The sequence below is a fragment of the Streptomyces sp. NPDC090045 genome (assembly GCF_044747975.1).
In the GTDB taxonomy this organism is placed as follows: domain Bacteria; phylum Actinomycetota; class Actinomycetes; order Streptomycetales; family Streptomycetaceae; genus Streptomyces.
In genome coordinates this window covers 764946-784795 of the sequence record NZ_JBIVFA010000002.1, presented here as the reverse complement: position 1 = coordinate 784795, position 19850 = coordinate 764946, and the positions used below count along the sequence as shown (strand labels likewise).

The following is a 19850-nucleotide window of genomic DNA, read 5'->3' as shown; positions in this document are numbered from 1 at the left end:
GCCGGACTGGACCACAGGGGTTCGTCGGTACCTCTGAGGCGGAACCCGCGGCGTCCGCCGATCGCACGAACACACGCAGAAAAGGGCCTGAGGGCCTCTGGAGGGGCCCAAACGGCCCCTCCGTCGGCCCCGCAGGCCCCTTTTCCTTGTGAAGAACTTCACGAAGTTGATGTGGATCACGGGTCCGAAGACCCCTCAACCGCTGGTTCGAAGGTCGTTCAGGCGATGGACCAGGCGATTCCGTCGAGGATGTCGTGCTCGGACACGATGACCTCGGTGGCGCCGATCCGTTCCATGATCGCCAGGAGCACCAGCACGCCGGCTCCGATCACGTCCACCCGGCCCGGATGCATCACGGGGATCGCCGCACGCTCGGCGTGCGTCGCCGTCAGCATCCGCTCGCCGACCTCGCGGACCTGCTCGTAGGAGATCCGCGCGTGGTGGATCTCCTCGGAGAGGTACTCCGGCAGGCCGAGGACGATCCCGGCGACCGTGGTCACCGAGCCGGCCAGGCCCACCAGCGTGCGCGCCTCGGCCAGCGGGACCGTCTCGGCCGCCAGGTCGAGGGCGGCCTCGATGTCGGCCCGCATGGCGGCGATCTGTTCCGGGGCCGGCGGGTCGGTGACGACCCCGTCGACCACCAGGTGACGCTCGGTCATCCGGACGCAGCCCACGTCCACCGAGCGGGCGGCGCGCACGTGGTCCTCGCCGACCACGAACTCGGTCGAGCCGCCGCCGATGTCCACCACCAGGAACGGCCGCTCCAGGTGGTCGTGCGCCACGAGTTCCCTGGTGGCGCCAGTGAAGGAGAACTCGGCCTCCTGGTCTCCGGAGATCACCTCGGGCTCGACGCCCAGGATGTCCAGGACCCCCTGGACGAACTCGCCGCGGTTCTCGGCGTCCCGGGAGGCGGAGGTGGCCACGAAGCGGACCCGCTCCGCGCCGAGTTCCTTGATGACCGCGGCGTACTCGCGGCAGGCCGCGAAGGTGCGTTCCAGCGCCTCCGGGGCGAGGCGCCCGGTGCGGTCCACTCCCTGGCCGAGGCGGACGATGGTCATCCGCCGGTCCAGCTCGGCCAGCTCACCGGTGACGGGGTCGCAGTCCGCGACGAGGAGCCGGATGGAGTTCGTACCGCAGTCGACGGCGGCGACCCGGGTCACCGGGACTCCTCTTCCTTCTTCTCCCCGCACGGGGTGACGCACGCGCCCTTGGCCCACCACTCCGGCAGCATCGCCAGGGCCTCGTCGCCGAACGGGTTCACGCCCGGGCCCGCGGCCAGGGAGTGGCCGACCAGCACGTGCAGGCACTTGACCCGGTCCGGCATCCCGCCGGCGCTCGGGAAGCCCTGGAGCACCTCGATGGCGTCGCGGCGCCGGATGTAGTCCTCGTGCGCGGCCTGGTAGGCGGCGGCGAGTTCCGGGTCCTCGGCGAGCCGGGCCTGCATCTCCTTCATCACGCCGTTGGCCTCCAGCGTGCCGATGGCGGAGGCCGCGCGCGGGCACGTCAGGTAGTACAGCGTCGGGAAGGGGGTGCCGTCGGGGAGCCGCGGGGCGGTCTCCACCACGTCCGGCTGCCCGCAGGGGCAGCGGTGCGCGATGGCGCGCAGCCCGCGCGGCGGGCGGCCGAGCTGCTGCTCGAACGCCTCGATGTCCGCGTCGGTCGGCTCGGTCCGGTCGGTCTGGGGCGGGGGCGTCTGCATGCCTGGAGGAAGTCTCTTCGTTCGGTTCTATGACGGATGGAACTGGTTCAGTCGCCGGGGCGGTCGGCCTTGTCGACGCCGTCCCAGACGTTCGAGTACCAGGGCCGGTCGGAGCCGGCCTGGCCGGTCCGGTGCGGTTCCGCGGGCTGGGCCCCGGGGTCGCTCATGATGTAGCCGATCTCCCCCGGCCGCAGGAAGTGCAGGTGCCTGCGCGCCTGCTGCTCCGCGTAGGCGTCGTCCTGCCAGCGGGCCTTCTCGTCGCGCAGCCGCTCCAGGCGCTCCCGTGCGGAGGCGGCCGCCCGCTGCTGCTCGGCGATCTCCGTGCGCTGGGAGACGTACTGGCGCATCGGGTACGCGAGGGCGACGACCAGGGTACAGAGGACGAGCACCAGGAGCGCGGCCCGGCCCGTGAGCCGGCTGCGGCGGACCTGACGGCGCGACTGCGAGCGGTAGACGTGGGCGGCGGTCCGCTCACCGAGCTGCTTGAGCCTGGTCGCGGTGGAGAAGGTGGAGAACCGATCCCGGTTCCCGGCCATTGGTCCGCCTCCCCTGTGTACGCACTACGCAAATACGTCCCCGCACACGGTACGGGACCGAGTGCGGGGACGTACGGAGGCCAGCCCCTCAGGGGGGTGATTAGCCCTTGAAGCGCGGGAAGGCGCTGCGGCCCGCGTACACCGCGGCGTCGTCGAGGATCTCCTCGATGCGCAGCAGCTGGTTGTACTTGGCGACGCGGTCCGAGCGGGCCGGGGCACCGGTCTTGATCTGACCGCAGTTCACGGCGACGGCGAGGTCGGCGATGGTGACGTCCTCGGTCTCACCGGAGCGGTGGGACATCATGCACTTGAAGCCGTTGCGCTGGGCCATCTCGACGGCGTCCAGGGTCTCGGTCAGCGAACCGATCTGGTTCACCTTGACGAGCAGGGCGTTCGCGGAGCCCTCCTCGATACCGCGGGCCAGACGCTCCGGGTTGGTGACGAACAGGTCGTCACCGACGATCTGGACCTTGGTGCCCAGGCGGTCGGTGATGGTCTTCCAGCCGGCCCAGTCGTCCTCGAACAGCGGGTCCTCGATGGAGACCAGCGGGTACGCCTCGACGAGCTCGGCGTAGTAGTCGGTCATCTCGGCGGCCGAGCGGGACTGGCCCTCGAACTCGTACTTGCCGTCCTTGTAGAACTCGGACGCGGCGACGTCGAGCGCGAGCGCGATGTCCTTGCCCGGGGTGTAGCCGGCCTGCTTGATGGCCTCGACGATGAGGTCGAGCGCGGCGCGGTTGGACTCCAGGTTCGGCGCGAAGCCGCCCTCGTCGCCCAGGCCGGTGGAGAGGCCCTTGGTGTGCAGGACCTTCTTGAGGGTGTGGTAGACCTCGGCACCCCAGCGCAGCGCCTCGGAGAAGGACTCCGCGCCGATGGGGGCGATCATGAACTCCTGGATGTCCACGTTGGAGTCGGCGTGCGACCCACCGTTGAGGATGTTCATCATCGGAACGGGCAGCAGGTGCGCGTTCGGACCGCCGAGGTAACGGAAGAGCGGAAGGTCCGAGGCCTCGGACGCGGCGTGCGCGACGGCGAGGGAGACGCCGAGGATGGCGTTGGCGCCGAGGGAGCCCTTGTTGTCGGTGGCATCCAGGTCGAACATGGCCTGGTCGATCAGGCGCTGCTCGGTGGCGTCGTAGCCGACGAGCTCCGGGCCGATCTGCTCGATGACGGCGAGGACGGCCTTCTCGACACCCTTGCCGAAGTAACGGTTGGGGTCACCGTCACGGAGCTCGATGGCCTCGAATGCACCGGTGGAGGCGCCGGACGGAACTGCAGCACGGCCGGTGCTGCCATCGTCGAGGCCCACCTCGACCTCGACCGTGGGGTTGCCTCGGGAGTCCAGGATTTCCCGGGCTACGACGACGTCGATGGACGGCACGAGCATCTCCTTCTGGGATGTGACGCTGGGTGTGCGGTGGCGTGTCGGGCCGTGGGACGGCCCTGCCGCTTAGAGCCTAACCGGCCCGGAGCACTCGGCCGCCCGACCGCCCGACCCCTGGGACGAAAAAGGGACCGAATACCCCTCTTCCGGGACATAGGTCTCCGGATATCGCCCGTCACCCGGTACGCACACCGCCGCCCGGCGCGTGGGGGGAGACGCGCCGGGCGGGGGGAACGCTGTGCGTTGCGTACGCAGCTGCGGCTATTGCCGCAGTGTTCAGCTGAGCTTCAGCTTCTGACCCGGGAAGATCAGGTCGGCGTCCGAGACGATGTCCTTGTTCAGCTCGAAGAGCTTCTCCCAGCCGCCCTTGACGCCGTTGGCCTCGGCGATGGTGCCCAGGGTGTCGCCCGGCTTGACCTCGTACGAGCCGTTGCCGGTCTTCGGGGCCTCGGGGGCGGCCGGGCGCTCGGAGCGGGTGGTCGGGGCCTCGGAGCGCTGGGTCTCCTTCTTCGGCGTCGCCTTCGGGGTGGCCTTCGGGGTGGACTTCTGCTCGGTCTTCTTCGAGTCGGCCTTCGGCTTGTTCTGCGTCGAGGTCTCCGTGCCGCCACCGGTGTAGGAGGAGTTCGACAGACCCTTGCCGCAGTGCGGCCAGGCACCCTTGCCCTGGCCCTTGAGGACCTTCTCGGCGACGGCTATCTGCTGCGCCTTCGAGGCCTGGTTGGCCTGCGCGGCGTACGACTTGCCACCGAATGCGGCCCACGTGGAGGACGAGAACTGCAGTCCGCCGTAGTAGCCGTTGCCCGTGTTGATGGACCAGTTGCCACCGGACTCGCACTGCGCGACCTTGTCCCACTCGGACGCGGTGGCGGCGCTGGCGGTGCCCGCGGCCATCAGGGGGGCGGCGACGGCCACACCGGCGACACCGGCGAGCGTGACGATGCGGACAGACCGCTGAATGGCAGTGCCGCGACGGTGCTTGCCCTTGCCGGAAAGCAGCATGGAGATTCTCCTCACCGACGCCTACGAGGTGAGCTGTCGGGTTCGGGCGAGTGAGTTGCCCGGCCGTGCGACCTAGCGCACGTCTTAACCCCTAGCCGGTGGCGTGACCGTCTCTCAACGGCCGCTCCCGGCACCTACCTTGGTTCCCCCGCTCCTGCCTTCGGCGCTTGACGCGACGACTGTTCCCCCCGTCCGCCGGCAGGATTCGGCGATGCGGTCGAAGGAGCCCGCGGTGGCGGGCGATTCAGAAGGTAGACAGGTCTCTCCCCGATGTTCAACGAGGAACATCGGGGAGAGGGGGCCCCTACTTGCGCTCCCCGCAGGGGCGTTTGCGCAGGTGAGGGCGGGGTTTGCGGAAGCCCCGGGGCGGGACACGCCAGTTGACCGGAAGAGACACATGTCTCACTTACAGATAACCGACAATCAGGTCTTTCCGGATGGCCGAAGTGTCCATATTACGTGGTTAGATCCAGATTCTGTCCGGGCTTGATCAGGTTGGCGTCCTCGCCGATGACCTGCTCATTGGCCTCGTAGAGCCCGTTCCAGCCGCCCTTGACTCCCTTGGCGTTCGCGATGGTCGCCAGGCTGTCGCCCTCCTGCACCGTGTACGTGGGCTTCGACGCGGCGTCAGACGGGACCGGGGTCTCGGCCGCGGGCGCGCCGCGGTGCTTGCCGCCGCCTTCGCCCGGAGCGCCTTGCGGAGTGGCGCCCGGGGTCGCCGGAGCGGTCGGGGCGGCCGGGTCCGCCGGAGTCGCACCGGGGGTGGCGGGCGGGGTCGTGGGCGCCGAGGGGTCCACCGGCAGGGTCGGGGCCGTCGGGTCGACCGGCGGCAGCGGGGTGGTGCCCGGGGTGCCCGGGAGCACCGGCTGGGACGGGTCGACGGGAGGCGTGGTCGGGGCGTCCGGCGCCGGCATGACGGGCAGTCCGACCGACGGCGCCTCGGGGATGAGGAAGGGGCTGCCGGTCGGGCTGGGGGCCGCGTGCGTCGGGGCGCCGAAGTCCTTGGCCTTCTCGCCGCCGGTGGTGGACGGCACCGCGTCGTCCGGGCGGGACGGCGAGGGGGCGATCGGGCCGGAGGTGCCGGGCAGGCCCGGGTCCACCTTCGCGGCGGGGCCCTTCTGCTCCAGTCCGGCCGAGGTGCCGCACAGCGGCCACGCCTGCGGGCCCTGCGAGGCCAGCACGCGCTCGGCCACGGCGATCTGCTGGGACCGGCTCGCGAGGTCGGCCCGCTCGGCGAAGTCGAGTCCGCCGGCGCCCTTCCACTCCTCCTGGGTGAACTGCAGCCCGCCGTACGCACCGGTGCCGGAGTTGACACTCCAGGAGCCGCCGCTCTCGCACTCGGCGACCTTGTCCCAGGTCGCGGTGTCGGCAGCGGTGGCATTGGTGGCGGCTAGCAGCGGCAGAGCCAGCGCGGAGCCAGTGACTCCGGCCGTGACTACCAGCGCGGGGACCTGGCGGGGGCGTCTGTGGCGGCCGTTCCCGGAACGCATGAGGCGTGCACCTTTCGCATAACAACAAGGTAACGGCAGAACCTAGCGGCCTTCGAACGATTGTCACAAGTTCAAGCGGGATCTGACTTTTCATCAGAAGCCGCGCAAGTGTTTTGAGCCGTGAACCGAACGGGAAGAGTACGAAGCCCTCGCATGATCAACCCCCCACGCCAGCGCAGGTCTTGGGTCGGAACGGCGAGTTCCAGATCGGGCAGGCGCGTCAGCAGGGTGGCGAGTGCCGTCTGCCCTTCGAGTCGCGCGAGCGGGGCACCCAGGCAGTAGTGGATGCCGTGCCCGTACCCGAGGTGCTGATTGTCGGTCCGGGAGAGGTCGAGCGTATCCGGTTCCGCGAACCGCTCGGGATCGCGGTTGGCGGCCGCGAGGACGACCAGGACCGGATCCCCGGCCTCGATCCGCTGCCCGCCGAGGGTCAGCGGCCCGGTGGCGAACCGCCACGTCGCCAGCTCCACGGGGCCGTCGTAGCGCAGGAGTTCCTCGACCCCGGTGGCCAGCAGCCCGGTCTCGCCGGCGGCGAGGGAGCGCTGGAGACGCTCGCGCTGGCCGGGGTTCATGAAGAGGGAGTGGACCCCGTTGCCGATGAGGTTCACGGTCGTCTCGAAACCGGCGAAAAGCAGGATGAAGGCCATGGCGGTGGCCTCGGCCTCCGTGAGGTGGTCGCCGTGGTCGCTCGCCCGGATCAGGTCGGAGATGAGGTCATTGCCCAGATCATCCCTTTTGCGGTGGATGAGTTCGCCCAGATAGGTCCGCATCTGCTTCACCGACCGGGCCACCCCGCCGCGCGGACCGCCGCCGTGGCGGATCATCATCCCGGCCCAGTCGCGGAAGTCGTCCTGGTCCTCGCGCGGTACGCCGAGCATCTCGCAGATGGCGTAGATGGGGAGCGGAAAGGCGAACTCGTGGATGAGATCCGCCTCCCCCTTCGCGGCGAAGGCGTCGATCAGATGGTCGGTGAGCGCCTGCACGCGCGGGGTGAATTCGGCGACGCGGCGCGGGGTGAACGCCTTCGACACCAGCCGCCGCAGCCGCGTGTGGTCCGGCGGGTCGATGTTGAGCAGGTGCGTCATCAGCTCCGCCTTGCGCTCCCCCGGGATCCCGGTCTTGCCCTTGGCGTGCGCGGGCTCCGCGTGGTGCGCCGGATTCTTGCTCAGCCGCTGGTCGGCGAGGGCCTGACGGGCGTCGGCGTACCGGGTGACCAGCCAGGCGTCGACCCCGCTGGGGAGCTTGGTGCGGTGCACCGGGGAGTGCTCGCGCAGCCAGGCGTAGGCCGGGTAGGGGTCGGTCGCGAACTCCCAGTCGAAGAGGGTCGGCGCCTCGGCGGAAGGGGCGTCGGCGGAAGGAGTGTCGGCGGGGTCTGCGGGGGTCTGCTCATGCACGGCACGACCGTATCCCGGCGCCGGACCGCCATCCCATATGGCCCGTTCGTCGCGGCTGTCCGCAGATCGCCCATCGCTTGACCTCACCTCCCCCGACATTCCTACTTTCGGTTTTGTGGATGTGAGGATCTTGAAAAGCAGTTTCGCGGTGGTGGAGAGGCGGGCCGAGCACGCGGTCAAGTTCTTCTACTCCCACCTCTTCTGGCACAACCCCGGGATCCGTGACCTCTTCCCGGCCTCCTTCGAGGACATGGAGCGGCAGCGGGACCGCCTCTTCGCCGCGCTCACCCACGTGATCGCCCACTTCGAAGACGAGAGCCTCGTCCCCTATCTGCGCGACCTGGGGCGCGACCACCGCAAGTTCCTGGCCCGCCCCGAGCACTACGCGGCCGTGGGCTGCAGCCTCCTCGCCGCCCTCGCCGAGACCTCCGGAGAGACCTGGACCCCGCGGGTGGAGAAGGCCTGGGCCGAGGCCTACCAGGTGATCGCCGACGCGATGATCGCCGGCGCCGACGCGAGCGAGGACCCGCCGTGGTGGGACGCGGAGGTCGTGCGCCACCTCCAGTACGGGCCGGACATCGGCGTGCTGACGCTGCGGCCGCACGCCCCCTTCCCCTATGTCCCCGGCCAGTACACGAGCGTGAGCAGCGAGCGGGTCCCGACGACGTGGCGCACCTACTCCATCGGCAACGCCCCCCGCCCCGACGGCACCGTCGACCTCCATGTCAGCCGGATCGAGCGGGGGCGCCTCAGCACCGCCCTGGTCCGCGAGACGCAGCCTGGCGACGTCCTGCGGCTCGGCGCCGCCGGCGGGCGGCTGACCTTCCGCCGCGCCGACCGCCCCGTCAGCTTCATAGCCGCCGGCACCGGCTGGGCGCCGATCCGGGCCATGCTGGAGGACCTCGCGGAGCACCCTCCCGATCAGGACGTACGGCTCTTCGTGGTGGCGCGGGACGGCGCGCACCTCTACGACCGCCCGCTCATCGACGCGTACGCCGCCTCCTGCGGCTGGCTCGGCGTCACCTACATCACGCCCGCCCCCGGGCGGCACCGCAACCAGGCCACCGACCGGCTCGCGACCGCGCTCGGCCACCGCGGCCTGTGGCCGGACCAGGACGTCTACCTCAGCGGCCCGCCGCAGTTCATCGAGGAGACCGCCCACCTCCTCCAGGAGCTGGGCGCCCGTCCCGGCCGCCTCTTCCACGACTCCGTACCCGCCGCCGGCACGGGGCAGGGGCCCGGAGGCCGCCCGCTGGGCTTCGGCGAGTGGTTCCTGAACCGTCCGTCGCCGCACTGGCACAACCCCGCGGGCCGCGCGCCCCAGGACCACGGGACCGGCTGAAACCCGGCCGGTCCTACTCGCCGACGCCCTCGGCGGCGCGGATCGCGTCCCGGTAGACGCGGGCCGCCGCGCGCAGTGCGGTCTCGGGGTCGGTCCCCGCCGCCTCGGCCCGGGCCGCCAGTGCCAGCAGTTCGTACCCGATCCCCTCGCCGCGGGGCAGCTCCACGGCCACGCCGCCCGTACGGACCCGGCCCGCGAGCTTGGCCGCGAGCGCCAGGCCCGGCTGGCCCACCGGGATCCCGTCGGTGACCGACTCCCGCTGCTTCTCCACCGCCTTGGTGCGCTGCCAGTGCGCGTTGACGTCCTCCGGGGTCTCGGCCTCCGCGTCGCCGAAGACGTGCGGGTGGCGGCGGATCAGCTTCTCCACGAGGGTCGCGGCCACGTCGTCGATGGAGAAGGCCCCGGCGGTGTCCTCGCCGTCCTCGCCGTCCTCGGCACCGCCGTCGCCCTCCTCCGCGATCCGCGCGTGGAAGACCACCTGGAGCAGGACGTCGCCGAGCTCCTCGCGCAGCTCCTCCCGGTCCCCGTCCTCGATGGCCTCGACCAGTTCGTACGCCTCCTCGATCGCGTACTTGGCCAGGCCCTCGTGGGTCTGCCGCGAGGTCCACGGGCACTCGCGCCGGACCCGGTCCATCACCTGGACCAGGTCGAGCAGGCGCGCGCCGGGCAGGTCGTACGAGCCGGGCAGCAGTTCCAGGTCGGGCATGGAGACGCGGCCGGAGCCGGCCAGCCGGGCCAGCCCGTCGGTGAGGCGCCGGTCGCCCTCGCCGCTCGGCAGCAGCACGACCGTACGGCCGCCCGCGCAGGCCTCGACCAGCTCGTGCGCGTCCGGGGTCCCGAACGCGACCTCGATGCCCGCCTCCCGCAGGTACGGCAGCTGCGGGTGGCCGGGGTCGGCGCACAGCACCCGGTCCGCGGCGTGCAGGGTCTGCCACGCCGGCCAGGACAGCACGCCGGGGGCGACCCGGTGGCTGGTGGTCAGCAGGACGATGCGGCCCGTGGGCTCGGCGGCGGTGGGCTCGGAGTGCTCGGTCACCCTCCGAACCTACCTCCGGCCGGGCCCGTCAGGCTCCGGCGGGTGCCTGCTCGGGCTGGGTCCGCTGGGTGATCCAGGGGGTCTCGGCGGCGCCGAGCTTGATCTGCCTGACGTCCCAGGAGCCGTAGCGCGGGTTGACCTCGATGTGCAGGTCGGTGGCGGCGGCGCGGGCGGGCTCCTCCAGCTTCCCCTGGCCGTACTTCGCGGTCAGCTTGGTCAGCAGGACCCGGTCCCGCAGGAAGCGGTCGACCTGGCCGGGGGCCATGGCGCCCTTCTGCAGGAGCAGCGCCTCGAACTGCTCGGTCCCGTTGTTCTCCTCCACGTACGCCTTGCGCTCGTCCTCGATCTCCTTGGCGGAGGCGGAGATCCCGGCGCTGTCGGCCATCTTGTCGATGACGTGGCTCTGGAGCATCGAGTCGAGCTTCTGCCGCTCCAGGTTGGGGGTGCTCGCGATGAGCTCGGCGGCGGCCTGCCCGGTCCGGTTCTGCGCCGCCCGGACGTCGTTGACCTGGGCCTGGAGGGCGGAGGTGGTGATCCGTTCGCCGCCGACGACGGCCGCGGTGCCGGGCCGGGCCTCGCCCGAGCAGGCGGACAGCAGGGGCGCCGCCAGGAGCAGGGCGGCGGAGACGGAGAGCGCTGTGCGACGGTGCAAAGGAGCCTCCAGGGCCGGGAGATTGTGCGTCGGTGCACAAGGGCCGTGCGGTGATCGATGGTATGCAGTCAGGGTGGTCCGAGCCACCGGTTCGACCAACGATTCCCGAGGTGTCGGGGTGCGCGTTCATCTGGCGGCCATCCTTCGGTCCCCCGGTGGTGCCAGGGTCGGCCCACCATGTCGACACCGCACCGCTCACAGCACCGCTCGCCACGCCGCCTGAGCCTGTCCGGCTCGGCGCTCGCCGCCCTGCTCACGGCGGTGGCCGTGTGCGCCGGGGACGCCGCCGCCCGCGTCTTCCCGTACGGATCGCGCCACCGCAGCATCAACGACCTCGGCAATCAGTTCGTGCCCTTCCACGCGCACCTGTGGGACCTCCTGCACGGCCGTGCTGAGGGCGGACTGCTGTTCAACTGGCAGTCCGGGTACGGCACCAGCTTCCTGCCCGACCTGGGCACGTATCTGACGAGCCCGCTCTCCGTCCTCGTCGGGCTCTTCCCGCGCGCGGACATAGACCTCGCGGTGTACGTCGTCACCGTGCTCAAGATGGCGGTCGCGGCGGCGGCGATGGCCTGGCTGCTGCGCACCCAGCGCCGCGGGCCGTGGTGGGCGGCGGGGCTGCTCGGGGCCTCGTACGCGCTGTGCGGCTGGTCGGTGATCGAGGCCTCCTACAACCCGATGTGGCTGGACGGGCTGATCGCCTTCCCGCTGCTGTGCCTGACCGGCGAATGGGCCCTGCGCGGGCGCCGGCTCCTGCTCGCGCCGCTGGTCGTCGCCGTCTGCTGGACGGCGAACTTCTACACCGCCTACATGGCGACGCTCGGTGCGGCGCTGGTGCTGGTGGTACGGGTGGTGCTGACCCGGGAGGGCCTGCGGCCCCGGGCGGCCGTGATCACACGGGCGGCCGGGACGACCCTGCTGGGGATCGTGCTCGCGGCGCCGGTGCTCGTTCCCCTCTTCCTCAGCTCGGGCCAGGCCTACCCGGGGTGGGTCAAGGAGTTCCGGCCGGTGTCCTGGGCGGACCTCTTCGCGCGGCTGCTGCCCGCGACGTACTCCTTCTCCTCGCCCGCCGTCTTCGTGGGCACCGGGACCCTGCTCCTGGTGGCCGCGCTGCCCTTCCACCGGGCGGTGCCCCCACGCACCCGGCTGTGGTGGGCCGGGCTGACGGTGGCCGTGGCGCTCTCGCTCCAGTGGGCCCCGACCCACCTGGCCTGGCACCTCTTCGCCACCCCGAACGGAAGCCCGTACCGGCAGACCTTCGTGCTCGCCGGGATCGCCGTGATCGCCGCCTGGACCGGTCTGGCCGCGGGCCCGCCCCGGCCGCCGGCCCTGGCGGCGGGGGCGGGACTGCTCGCGGCCGCCGTGCTGTGGGCGCGCGGGAGCACGCTCGGGACGGACTGGGGGTACGCGCTGTTCGCGGGCGGGCTGGCCCTGGCGGGCGCCGCCTGGTGGGCGCTGCGCCACCGCCGGCTGGTGCTCCCGGCGGCCGGGCTGCTGGCCGTGGTCCTGCTGGCCCAGGCCGCCGCGACGACCGCCTACGGCCACAAGGGGAAGCTGGGCGGGCTCGACGACTACCCGTCCTGGGGGGCGGCGCACACCGCGCGCGCCGAGGCCCTGGCCGGGGCCGAGGGCTGGCCGGCGTACCGCACCGACCCGAGCCGGCCCGCCCTGTCGGGCAACGACCCGATGCTGCTGGGCGGGGAGGGCGGCTCGTACTACAGCAGCCACACCCCTGAGGTGTTCACGCACACGATGGTCGCCCTCGGGGCCGGCTGGACCTCGCGCGGGCGCAACGTCCAGAGCATCGACAACCCGGTGACGGACGCCCTCTTCGCGGTCGGCGCACGCCTGCAGCCCGACGGCACGGTCCGCCGCGCCGAGGTCCCCCCGCTGGTGACGACCCGCCCGCCCGGCGCACCCCTCGCCTACGGCGACTCCCCCTTCGCCAACCAGGAACTGCTGCTGGGCGCCCGGGTGTACGAGGACCCGCTCGTGCCCGGCGTCTGCCGCGCGGGCACGGAGGCCTACCTGTGGGCCCCGGAGTACAACGCGACGGCCCGCCTCGCCGACGGGCCCGCCTTCCGGCTGAACGGCAACGCGCCCCGCAACCGGGCCGCCCTGCAGCCGCTGGGCGCCTCCCGCGGAGCCTCCTCGGCCCTGGTCTTCGACGCGGCCCCGCCCCCGCGGTGGACCCTGTCCTGCCTGGACCGCGCCCGCCTCGACACCGCGGTGGCCGGCCTGCGCGCCACGGCGGCGACCTCCCTGCGCGTCGGCTCCTCGCGGATCCGGGCCGAGCTGCCCGCGGGGGCCACGGGCACGGCGGTCCTCTCCGTCCCCGCGATCGCCGGCTGGACCTGCAACGGCCGCCCGGCCGCGGCCCATCTGGGACTGGTCGCCCTGCCCCTGGACGGCCGCGCCACCACGCTCGACTGCTCGTTCCGTCCCCCGGGGCTGCTCCCGGGCGCCGCGGCGGCCGGGCTGGCCCTGCTCGTCCTGGCGGGCCTGGCGATCGGGCGGCGTCAGCGCACCTGACCCAGCCACTGCAGGGTCCGGCGGATCTCCGCGGGGAAGGGATGCGCCGGGCCGTGCAGCCGGTCCGCGTCGAACAGCAGCCGGGCCAGGGTCTCGTGGGCCGCCTGCCGGTCGCCGAGCGAGAGCAGCAGGTGGGCGATCCGGCGGCGGACCTCCAGGGGCAGGCCCGGGTCCGGGTTGGCGTAGTGGTTCTCGAAGAGCGGGAGCAGCGAGCGGTACTCCGCCAGGGCGGCGGCCGGTTCGCCGAGCTGCTCCAGGCACTGGGCCGCGTCGTAGCGGAAGCGCAGGGACTGCGGGTCGCCGGCCGGGAACTCGTCGGCGAGGCGGCGCAGTTCCGGCAGGGCGCGCCGGTACTGGCCGTCGTCCATCAGCGTGGCGGCGTACTGCTTGCGCAGGGAGCGGACCACCGGGGAGTGCTCCCCGTGCTCGGCGGCCGCCGCCGGGAGGATGCCGCCGAGGATGTCCCCGGCCTGGGTGAGCCGCCCCTGGTCCAGCAGCTTGCGGGCCTCGTCCACGGCGCCGGGGATGTCGGGCCGGGCGGGCGTCGGGACCGGGGTGGGCGGCGAGGTCGGCTGCGGCGGGATCACGGTGGCCCGGTCCGGCCAGGGGGCGTGCGGGCGCAGGAAGGGGCGGGTCGGGTCGAGCGGTCCTGCAGGGGCCCGGCTGCCGCTGGCGGGCAGCAGCGGGGCGAGGGCCTCGTACACGGCCTGCGCGGAGGCGGGCCGGTCCTGCGGGTCCTTGGCGAGCAGGCGCATCAGCAGCGCCTCCAGCTCCTGCGGGACCTCCGGGCGCTTCGGGCGGACCGGGGCCGGGGGCTCGTACAGGTGGCGGTGGAGCACGCCGAGGGCGGTGGATCCCGCGAAGGGGACGTTGCCGCTGAGGAGTTCGTAGAGCAGCACGCCCAGCGCGTACAGGTCGGTGTACGGGCCGACCGCGCCGCTCATGGCCTGCTCGGGCGCCATGTACGCGGGGCTGCCGATGGGGGTGCCGGTGCTGGTGAGGCGGGTGGTGTCGGTGTCCATCACCGAGGCCACACCGAGGTCCAGGACGAGCACGGTGCCGTCCGGGCGGACCATCACGTTGCGGGGCTTGAGGTCGCGGTGCACGATCGGCACCGCGTGCACGGCGGAGAGCACCGAGCACAGCTGCGCGACGACGGCGACCGCCCACTGCCAGGGGTAGGGGCCGTGCTCGGCGAGGTGGTCGGCGAGGTCGGTGCCCTCGACGTAGCCCATGACGAGGAACAGTTCGTCGCCGTCGCTGCCGGCGTCGTGCACGGTGACCAGGCCGGGGTGGTCGACCTGCGCGGTCACCCGGCACTCGCGCACGAAGCGGCGGCGCAGCTCCTCCGCGACGGTGCCGGGGCCGGCGACCTTGTCGGGACGCAGCAGCTTGACGGCGACCCGGCGGTCCAGGCGCTTGTCGTACGCGGTCCAGACCTGGCCCATGCCGCCCTGTCCCAGGATGGAGGCCAGCTGGTAGCGGTCTCCGATGAGCCGGTCGGTCACTGATTCGGGTCCTGGATCGCGGTCTGGTTCGGGTCCTGGTAGGGGCCGCCGGGCGGCGGGGTCTGCTTGCGCAGCAGCTCGCTCAGCTCGTCGAGTTCGGCGCGGACCTGCCCGATGCGCGGCGGCGGGGTCGGCTGCGGGGGCGCCTGCGGCGGGACCGGCGCCGGAGTGGGCTGCTGGGGCACGGGCGTCTGGGCGTGCGGGTACCCGTAGGCGGGCGTGGTCTGCTGCGGGTGGGCGTAGGGCGCGGCCGGGTACCCGTAGGCGGGCAGCGCCGCCCTCCTGGCCTCGTGGTGCTTGATGTCGGCGACGAGGAAGTACACGCAGATCGCGAAGCCGGTGAAGATCGAGCCGCCGGCCCCGAGGTTGCCCTGCCAGCCGTTGACGTCGGGCGTGGGGTCGAGCTGGATCAGCGTCATCCACAGGACGGCGAGCGCACCGGTGACCACCAGCAGCACCCAGTCACGGGACTTGCGGGTGACCAGGGCGAGCCGCAGCATCGAACCCCAGGCCAGGAAGCCGCAGCTCAGGATGGGCAGCAGCATGAACACCACGCGCAGTGCCACCACGCCCCCGTCGGTGGACTGGGGGGCGTGCTGCGGCGGAAGGCCGGGGCCGTGCATCGCTGCTCCTGACGGGCCGTGCGGAAGAAGTTTCGGGTCTGAGGGTATACAGCGTTCCCGGCCATGAGTGAGGGGATGCGCGCAACCGTTGCAGGGTCGCAGCACGGCACCCGCCGTCGGCCGTCCGGCGGCCGGCGCCCGGAGCCCCGCCCACCCCGAACCGCCCTTCGGGCGCCCCGTACTCTCCTTGCGACCTGCATCCCGTCGAAGAGAGTCCCTCCGTGCACACCGCTCACCGGCTGACCGCGGCCGCCACCCTCGCCGGCGCCGCGGCACTCGGGCTCACCGGCTGCCTGAACAAGCCGTCCCAGCCGTTCCCCGGCGCGTCGGCCCCCAAGGTACTGAACGAGTCGGTGACCGCACTGCGCGGCGCGTCCTCGTTCACCGTCAGCGGCAAGACGGTGACCGAGGGCGTGGCGACGCACGTCAACCTCTCGATCAGCAAGACCGGCGAATGCACGGGCACGATGTCGTTCACGGAAGGAATGGTGAAAGTGGTCCGCACCCACGACCACGTGTTCCTGCAGGGCGACGAGGCCTACGCCCGCGCATGGACCAAGGACCTGCCCGAGGAGGATGTGGAGCAGGCGGTCAAGGACGCCACGACCCGGTGGATGCGCAAGAAGCCCTCGGATCCCGCGCTGAAGGGGCTGACCTCCCTGTGCGACCGGGACGGCATGCTCAAGGCGTTCTACAGCTTCTCGGGCGACGCGGTGGAAAGCGGGCCGGCCGAGGCCGCGGGCCGGAAGGCGGTGTCGATCGTCGCGGCCAAGCACGTCTTCCTCGTGGCCACCCAGGGCGAGCCGTACCTGCTCAAGGTGACCAAGGCCGGCCCGGAGGGGATCGACCTCGCCTACACCGGCATCAACCAGCCGGTACAGGTGGACGTTCCGGGCGAGCAGGACGTGTACGACGTCGACTGACGCGTGCCCCGGCCGCCCCGGGACCGCCGGGTCCCGGGGCGGCCGGAAGCGGCGACCCGGCTACGAGCCGAGGATCGTCGTGAGGAACTCGCCCGTCCAGGCCAGCAGTTCCCGGCCGACCACCGGCTTGCCGCCGATCTTGCCCGCCTTCGGGCGCGGGACCAGCACCTGTGAGGTGGCGGGCTTGAGCACCGTCCCCGGGTAGAGCCGCTTGAGGCGCAGCTCCTGCGACTCGCGCAACTCCACCGGGCCGAATCGGATGTTGTTGCCCTGGAGGGTGATGTCCCCGACTCCGCAGGCCCGGGCGAGCATCCGCAGCCCGGCCACCAGCAGCAGGTTCTCCACCGGCTCGGGCAGCTTGCCGTAGCGGTCGGTGAGTTCCTCCCGCACGGCCTTGATGTCCGCCTCGGAACCGGCGGAGGCGATGGACCGGTACGCCTGCAGGCGCAGCCGCTCGCCGGGCGCGTAGTCGTGCGGGACGTGCGCGTCGACCGGAAGCTCGATCTTGACCTCCAGCGGCGGCTCCTCCTCCACCCCTCCCTCGACGGCGGCCCGGTAGTCGGCCACGGCCTCGCCGACCATGCGGATGTAGAGGTCGAAGCCGACCCCGGCGATGTGACCGGACTGCTCGCCGCCGAGCAGGTTGCCCGCGCCGCGGATCTCCAGGTCCTTCATGGCCACGTACATGCCCGCGCCCATCTCGGTGTGCTGGGCGATGGTGGCCAGCCGCTCGTGCGCGGTCTCCGTGAGCGGCTTCTCCGGCGGGTAGAGGAAGTACGCGTACCCGCGCTCGCGGCCACGGCCGACCCGGCCGCGCAGCTGGTGCAGCTGGGACAGGCCGAAGTTGTCGCCGCGCTCCACGATCAGGGTGTTCGCGTTGGAGATGTCGATGCCGGACTCGACGATCGTCGTCGAGACGAGGACGTCGAACTTCTTCTCCCAGAAGTCGACGACGACCTGCTCCAGGGCCTGCTCCGACATCTGGCCGTGCGCCGTCGCGATCCGCGCCTCGGGCACGATCTCGCGCAGCTTGGCGGCCGCCCGGTCGATGGACTCGACCCGGTTGTGAATGTAGAAGCACTGGCCCTCGCGCAGCAGTTCGCGCCGGATGGCCGCGCCGATCTGCTTCTCCTCGTACGGGCCGACGAAGGTGAGCACCGGGTGCCGCTCCTCCGGCGGGGTGGTGATCGTCGACATCTCGCGGATGCCGGTCACCGCCATCTCCAGGGTGCGCGGGATCGGCGTCGCGGACATGGTGAGCACGTCGACGTTGGCGCGGAGCTTCTTCAGCTGCTCCTTGTGCTCCACGCCGAAGCGCTGCTCCTCGTCGACGATGACCAGGCCCAGGTCCTTGAACCTCGTCTCCTGCGAGAAGAGGCGGTGGGTGCCGATCACGATGTCGACCGAGCCCTCCTTCAGCCCCTCCAGGGTGGCCTTGGACTCCGTTTCGCTCTGGAAGCGGGACAGCGCCTTCACCTTGACCGGGAACTGCGCGTACCGCTCGGAGAAGGTGCCGAAGTGCTGCTGCACGAGCAGGGTCGTCGGCACCAGGACGGCGACCTGCTTGCCGTCCTGGACCGCCTTGAAGGCGGCGCGCACCGCGATCTCGGTCTTGCCGTAGCCGACGTCGCCGCAGATCAGCCGGTCCATGGGGACGGACTTCTCCATGTCCTCCTTGACCTCGGCGATGGTGGTGAGCTGGTCGGGCGTCTCCGCGTACGGGAAGGCGTCCTCCAGCTCGCGCTGCCAGGGGGTGTCCGGGCCGAAGGTGTGGCCGGGGGCGGCCATGCGGGCGCTGTAGAGCTTGATGAGGTCGGCGGCGATCTCCTTGACGGCCTTCTTCGCGCGCGCCTTGGTCTTGGTCCAGTCGGCGCCGCCGAGCCGGTGCAGGGTCGGGGCCTCGCCGCCCACGTACTTGGTGACCTGCTCCAGCTGGTCGGTGGGGATGTAGAGCCGGTCCCCGGGCTGACCGCGCTTGGCCGGCGCGTACTCCACCAGCAGGTACTCGCGGGTGGCGCCCTGCACGGTCCGCTGGACCATCTCGACGTAGCGGCCCACGCCGTGCTGCTCGTGGACGATGTAGTCGCCGGCCTCCAGGGTCAGCGGGTCGATCGTCTTGCGGCGCCGGGTCGGCATCCGGCCCAGGTCCTTGGTGGCGGTGCGCTGGCCGGTCAGGTCCGTCTCGGTGAGGACGGCGATCTTCAGGACCGGGTCGACGAACCCGTTGTCGACCGAGCCGCAGGCGACGTGGACGATCGACGGCTCCAGGGTGCGCAGCTCGGCCTCCAGCCGGGCCGGGATGCCCTCGCCGCCGAGCACCTCGACGGTACGGGCGGCCGGGCCGTGGCCCTCGGTGAGGTAGACGGTGTGCCAGCCGTCGGCGATCCAGCCCTTGGTGTCGGCCAGCGCCCGTGCGGTGTCGCCGCGGTAGGCCTCCGGCGCGTGCATGCCGAGCTTGAGGGTGTCCCCGCCCACCGTCTCGTCCGCGGCGAAGGGGGAGACCGACCACCACATCATGTTCAGCTCGCGGGCCCGGTCGCGGACGTCCGCGATCCCGCGCAGCGAGGCCGCGCCGACGTCGATGGGGGCCTCGCCGCCGCCCGCCGTGGCCGCCCAGGAGGCCATCAGGAACTCCTGGCTCGTCGCGACCAGGTCGGCGGCCCGGGTGCGGACCCGCTCGGGGTCGCAGACCACGGCCATCGAACCGGCCGGCAGGACGTCGATCAGCAGCTCCATGTCGTCGACGAGGACCGGGGCCAGGGACTCCATGCCCTCGACCGCGATCCCCTCGGCGATCTTGTTGAGCAGCTCGCCGAGCTCGGGATGGGCCTCGGCGAGGGCCGCCGCCCGTTCCCGTACGGAGTCGGTCAGCAGCAGCTCGCGGCAGGGCGGGGCCCACAGCCCGTGCTCGGCGACCTCCAGGGAGCGCTGGTCGGCGACCTTGAAGTAACGGATCTCCTCGACCTCGTCACCCCAGAACTCGATGCGCAGCGGGTGTTCCTCGGTGGGCGGGAACACGTCGAGGATGCCGCCGCGCACGGCGAACTCCCCGCGCTTCTCGACGAGCTCGACCCGCCCGTACGCGGCGGCGGCCAGCGCCGCCGTGACCTCCCCGAGGTCGGCGCTCCCGCCCTGGCGCAGGCTGACCGGCACCAGGTCCCCGAGCCCCTTGACCTGCGGCTGGAGCACGGACCGGATGGGGGCGACGATCACGCTCACCGGCCCGGCCGCCGGATCGTCCTTGCTGGGGTGCACCAGGCGGCGCAGTACGGCGAGCCGGCGGCCCATGGTGTCGCTGCGCGGGCTGAGCCGCTCGTGCGGGAGCGTCTCCCACGACGGGTAGTCGACCACCTCGTCGGGGGGCAGCAGGGAGCGCAGGGCGGCGGCCAGGTCCTCGGCCTCGCGCCCGGTGGCGGTGACCGCGAGCACCGTCCGCTCGGTCCGCCGGGCCAGCGCGGCGATCGCGAAGGGCCGCGCGGCGGCGGGGCCGACCAGGTCCACGTGCATGCGGTTGCCGTCCCCGGCCGCGGTGACCGCCTCGGCGAGGGCCGGGTCCCGGGTGACGGCGTCGAGCAGTCCGTGCAGGCTCATGAAGGAGGCTTTCCGTCCGGTGAAGGGGCAACGCGAAGGACCCGACACGTCGCACGGGCCGGGGGTTCCCACCCTACGACGCGCCCCGCCGCCACGCGCGGGGGATTCAGGTCGCCCGTGCGGGTGACGGGTGCGGCGCCC

The 19850-nt window shown here is 72.3% G+C and carries 15 protein-coding genes and 1 riboswitch; of the genes, 3 read left to right on the top strand and 12 right to left on the bottom strand.

The features are described 5' to 3' along the window. Positions 1–218 precede the first annotated feature (218 nt). The 7 genes from ACIPYQ_RS08590 to ACIPYQ_RS08560 all read right to left on the bottom strand — a co-directional run bounded on the left by ACIPYQ_RS08590 (position 219) and on the right by ACIPYQ_RS08560 (position 7502). Positions 219–1160 (bottom strand): exopolyphosphatase, encoded by a 942-nt coding sequence (locus tag ACIPYQ_RS08590; protein ID WP_401247523.1) that lies wholly within the window; start codon positions 1158–1160, stop codon positions 219–221. Then, positions 1157–1699 (bottom strand): DUF501 domain-containing protein, encoded by a 543-nt coding sequence (locus tag ACIPYQ_RS08585; RefSeq protein ID WP_030716431.1) that lies wholly within the window; start codon positions 1697–1699, stop codon positions 1157–1159. Before ACIPYQ_RS08585 ends, ACIPYQ_RS08590 begins: the two co-directional genes overlap by 4 nt. A gap of 47 nt (positions 1700–1746) precedes the next feature. Beyond that, positions 1747–2235, bottom strand: a complete 489-nt coding sequence (locus tag ACIPYQ_RS08580) for a septum formation initiator family protein (RefSeq protein WP_361756041.1) — start codon at positions 2233–2235, stop codon at positions 1747–1749. 100 nt (positions 2236–2335) lie between these two features. Continuing rightward, positions 2336–3622 carry a phosphopyruvate hydratase gene (gene eno, locus ACIPYQ_RS08575; protein WP_266787795.1) on the bottom strand — a complete coding sequence of 429 codons (1287 nt, stop codon included), beginning with the start codon at positions 3620–3622 and terminating at the stop codon, positions 2336–2338. 273 nt (positions 3623–3895) lie between these two features. Continuing rightward, a complete protein-coding gene (locus tag ACIPYQ_RS08570) occupies positions 3896–4618 on the bottom strand; it encodes a transglycosylase family protein (protein WP_401247519.1) in 723 nt (240 codons plus the stop codon). A 3-nt stretch (positions 4619–4621) separates the two neighbouring features. Next, positions 4622–4794, bottom strand: a riboswitch (cyclic di-AMP (ydaO/yuaA leader). Positions 4795–5073: 279 nt separating this feature from the next. Further along, a complete protein-coding gene (locus ACIPYQ_RS08565) occupies positions 5074–6108 on the bottom strand; it encodes a transglycosylase family protein (RefSeq protein WP_401247516.1) in 1035 nt (344 codons plus the stop codon). A 71-nt stretch (positions 6109–6179) separates the two neighbouring features. Further along, positions 6180–7502, bottom strand: coding sequence for a cytochrome P450 (locus tag ACIPYQ_RS08560; protein ID WP_401247514.1), 1323 nt, complete (start codon positions 7500–7502; stop codon positions 6180–6182). Between the two features lie 121 nt (positions 7503–7623). On the opposite strand from ACIPYQ_RS08560, the gene ACIPYQ_RS08555 reads away from it, so the two are divergent. Further along, positions 7624–8844, top strand: a complete 1221-nt coding sequence (locus ACIPYQ_RS08555; RefSeq protein ID WP_401247511.1) for a globin domain-containing protein — start codon at positions 7624–7626, stop codon at positions 8842–8844. A gap of 13 nt (positions 8845–8857) precedes the next feature. Here the strand turns inward: ACIPYQ_RS08555 and ACIPYQ_RS08550 are convergent, their stop codons facing one another. Together ACIPYQ_RS08550 and ACIPYQ_RS08545 are read right to left on the bottom strand one after the other, a co-directional pair. Next, positions 8858–9880, bottom strand: a complete 1023-nt coding sequence (locus ACIPYQ_RS08550) for a nucleoside triphosphate pyrophosphohydrolase (protein ID WP_401247508.1) — start codon at positions 9878–9880, stop codon at positions 8858–8860. Between the two features lie 28 nt (positions 9881–9908). Beyond that, a complete protein-coding gene (locus ACIPYQ_RS08545; protein WP_401247506.1) occupies positions 9909–10532 on the bottom strand; it encodes a SurA N-terminal domain-containing protein in 624 nt (207 codons plus the stop codon). Positions 10533–10709: 177 nt separating this feature from the next. On the opposite strand from ACIPYQ_RS08545, the gene ACIPYQ_RS08540 reads away from it, so the two are divergent. Next, positions 10710–13064, top strand: a complete 2355-nt coding sequence (locus tag ACIPYQ_RS08540; protein ID WP_401247503.1) for a YfhO family protein — start codon at positions 10710–10712, stop codon at positions 13062–13064. Here ACIPYQ_RS08540 and ACIPYQ_RS08535 read toward each other — a convergent pair. Beyond that, a complete protein-coding gene (locus tag ACIPYQ_RS08535; protein ID WP_401247501.1) occupies positions 13052–14572 on the bottom strand; it encodes a protein kinase in 1521 nt (506 codons plus the stop codon). The genes ACIPYQ_RS08540 and ACIPYQ_RS08535 overlap by 13 nt on opposite strands. Then, on the bottom strand, positions 14569–15195 hold the full coding sequence (locus tag ACIPYQ_RS08530; protein ID WP_401247498.1) for a hypothetical protein: 627 nt from the start codon (positions 15193–15195) through the stop codon (positions 14569–14571). The genes ACIPYQ_RS08535 and ACIPYQ_RS08530 overlap by 4 nt, the downstream gene beginning before the upstream one ends. A gap of 221 nt (positions 15196–15416) precedes the next feature. On the opposite strand from ACIPYQ_RS08530, the gene ACIPYQ_RS08525 reads away from it, so the two are divergent. After that, positions 15417–16118 (top strand): hypothetical protein, encoded by a 702-nt coding sequence (locus ACIPYQ_RS08525; RefSeq protein ID WP_401247495.1) that lies wholly within the window; start codon positions 15417–15419, stop codon positions 16116–16118. A 60-nt stretch (positions 16119–16178) separates the two neighbouring features. Here ACIPYQ_RS08525 and mfd read toward each other — a convergent pair whose 3' ends face one another. Next, on the bottom strand, positions 16179–19709 hold the full coding sequence (gene mfd, locus ACIPYQ_RS08520) for a transcription-repair coupling factor (RefSeq protein ID WP_401247492.1): 3531 nt from the start codon (positions 19707–19709) through the stop codon (positions 16179–16181). Between the last annotated feature and the right edge of the window lie 141 nt (positions 19710–19850).

Coding starts and splice junctions, on each gene's coding strand:
- ACIPYQ_RS08585 (WP_030716431.1), bottom strand. CDS start 1,699: ATGCAGACGCCCCCGCCCCAGACCGACCGGACCGAGCCGACCGACGCG.
- ACIPYQ_RS08540 (WP_401247503.1), top strand. CDS start 10,710: ATGTCGACACCGCACCGCTCACAGCACCGCTCGCCACGCCGCCTGAGC.
- ACIPYQ_RS08580 (WP_361756041.1), bottom strand. CDS start 2,235: ATGGCCGGGAACCGGGATCGGTTCTCCACCTTCTCCACCGCGACCAGG.
- mfd (WP_401247492.1), bottom strand. CDS start 19,709: ATGAGCCTGCACGGACTGCTCGACGCCGTCACCCGGGACCCGGCCCTC.
- ACIPYQ_RS08530 (WP_401247498.1), bottom strand. CDS start 15,195: ATGCACGGCCCCGGCCTTCCGCCGCAGCACGCCCCCCAGTCCACCGAC.
- ACIPYQ_RS08565 (WP_401247516.1), bottom strand. CDS start 6,108: ATGCGTTCCGGGAACGGCCGCCACAGACGCCCCCGCCAGGTCCCCGCG.
- eno (WP_266787795.1), bottom strand. CDS start 3,622: ATGCTCGTGCCGTCCATCGACGTCGTCGTAGCCCGGGAAATCCTGGAC.
- ACIPYQ_RS08570 (WP_401247519.1), bottom strand. CDS start 4,618: ATGCTGCTTTCCGGCAAGGGCAAGCACCGTCGCGGCACTGCCATTCAG.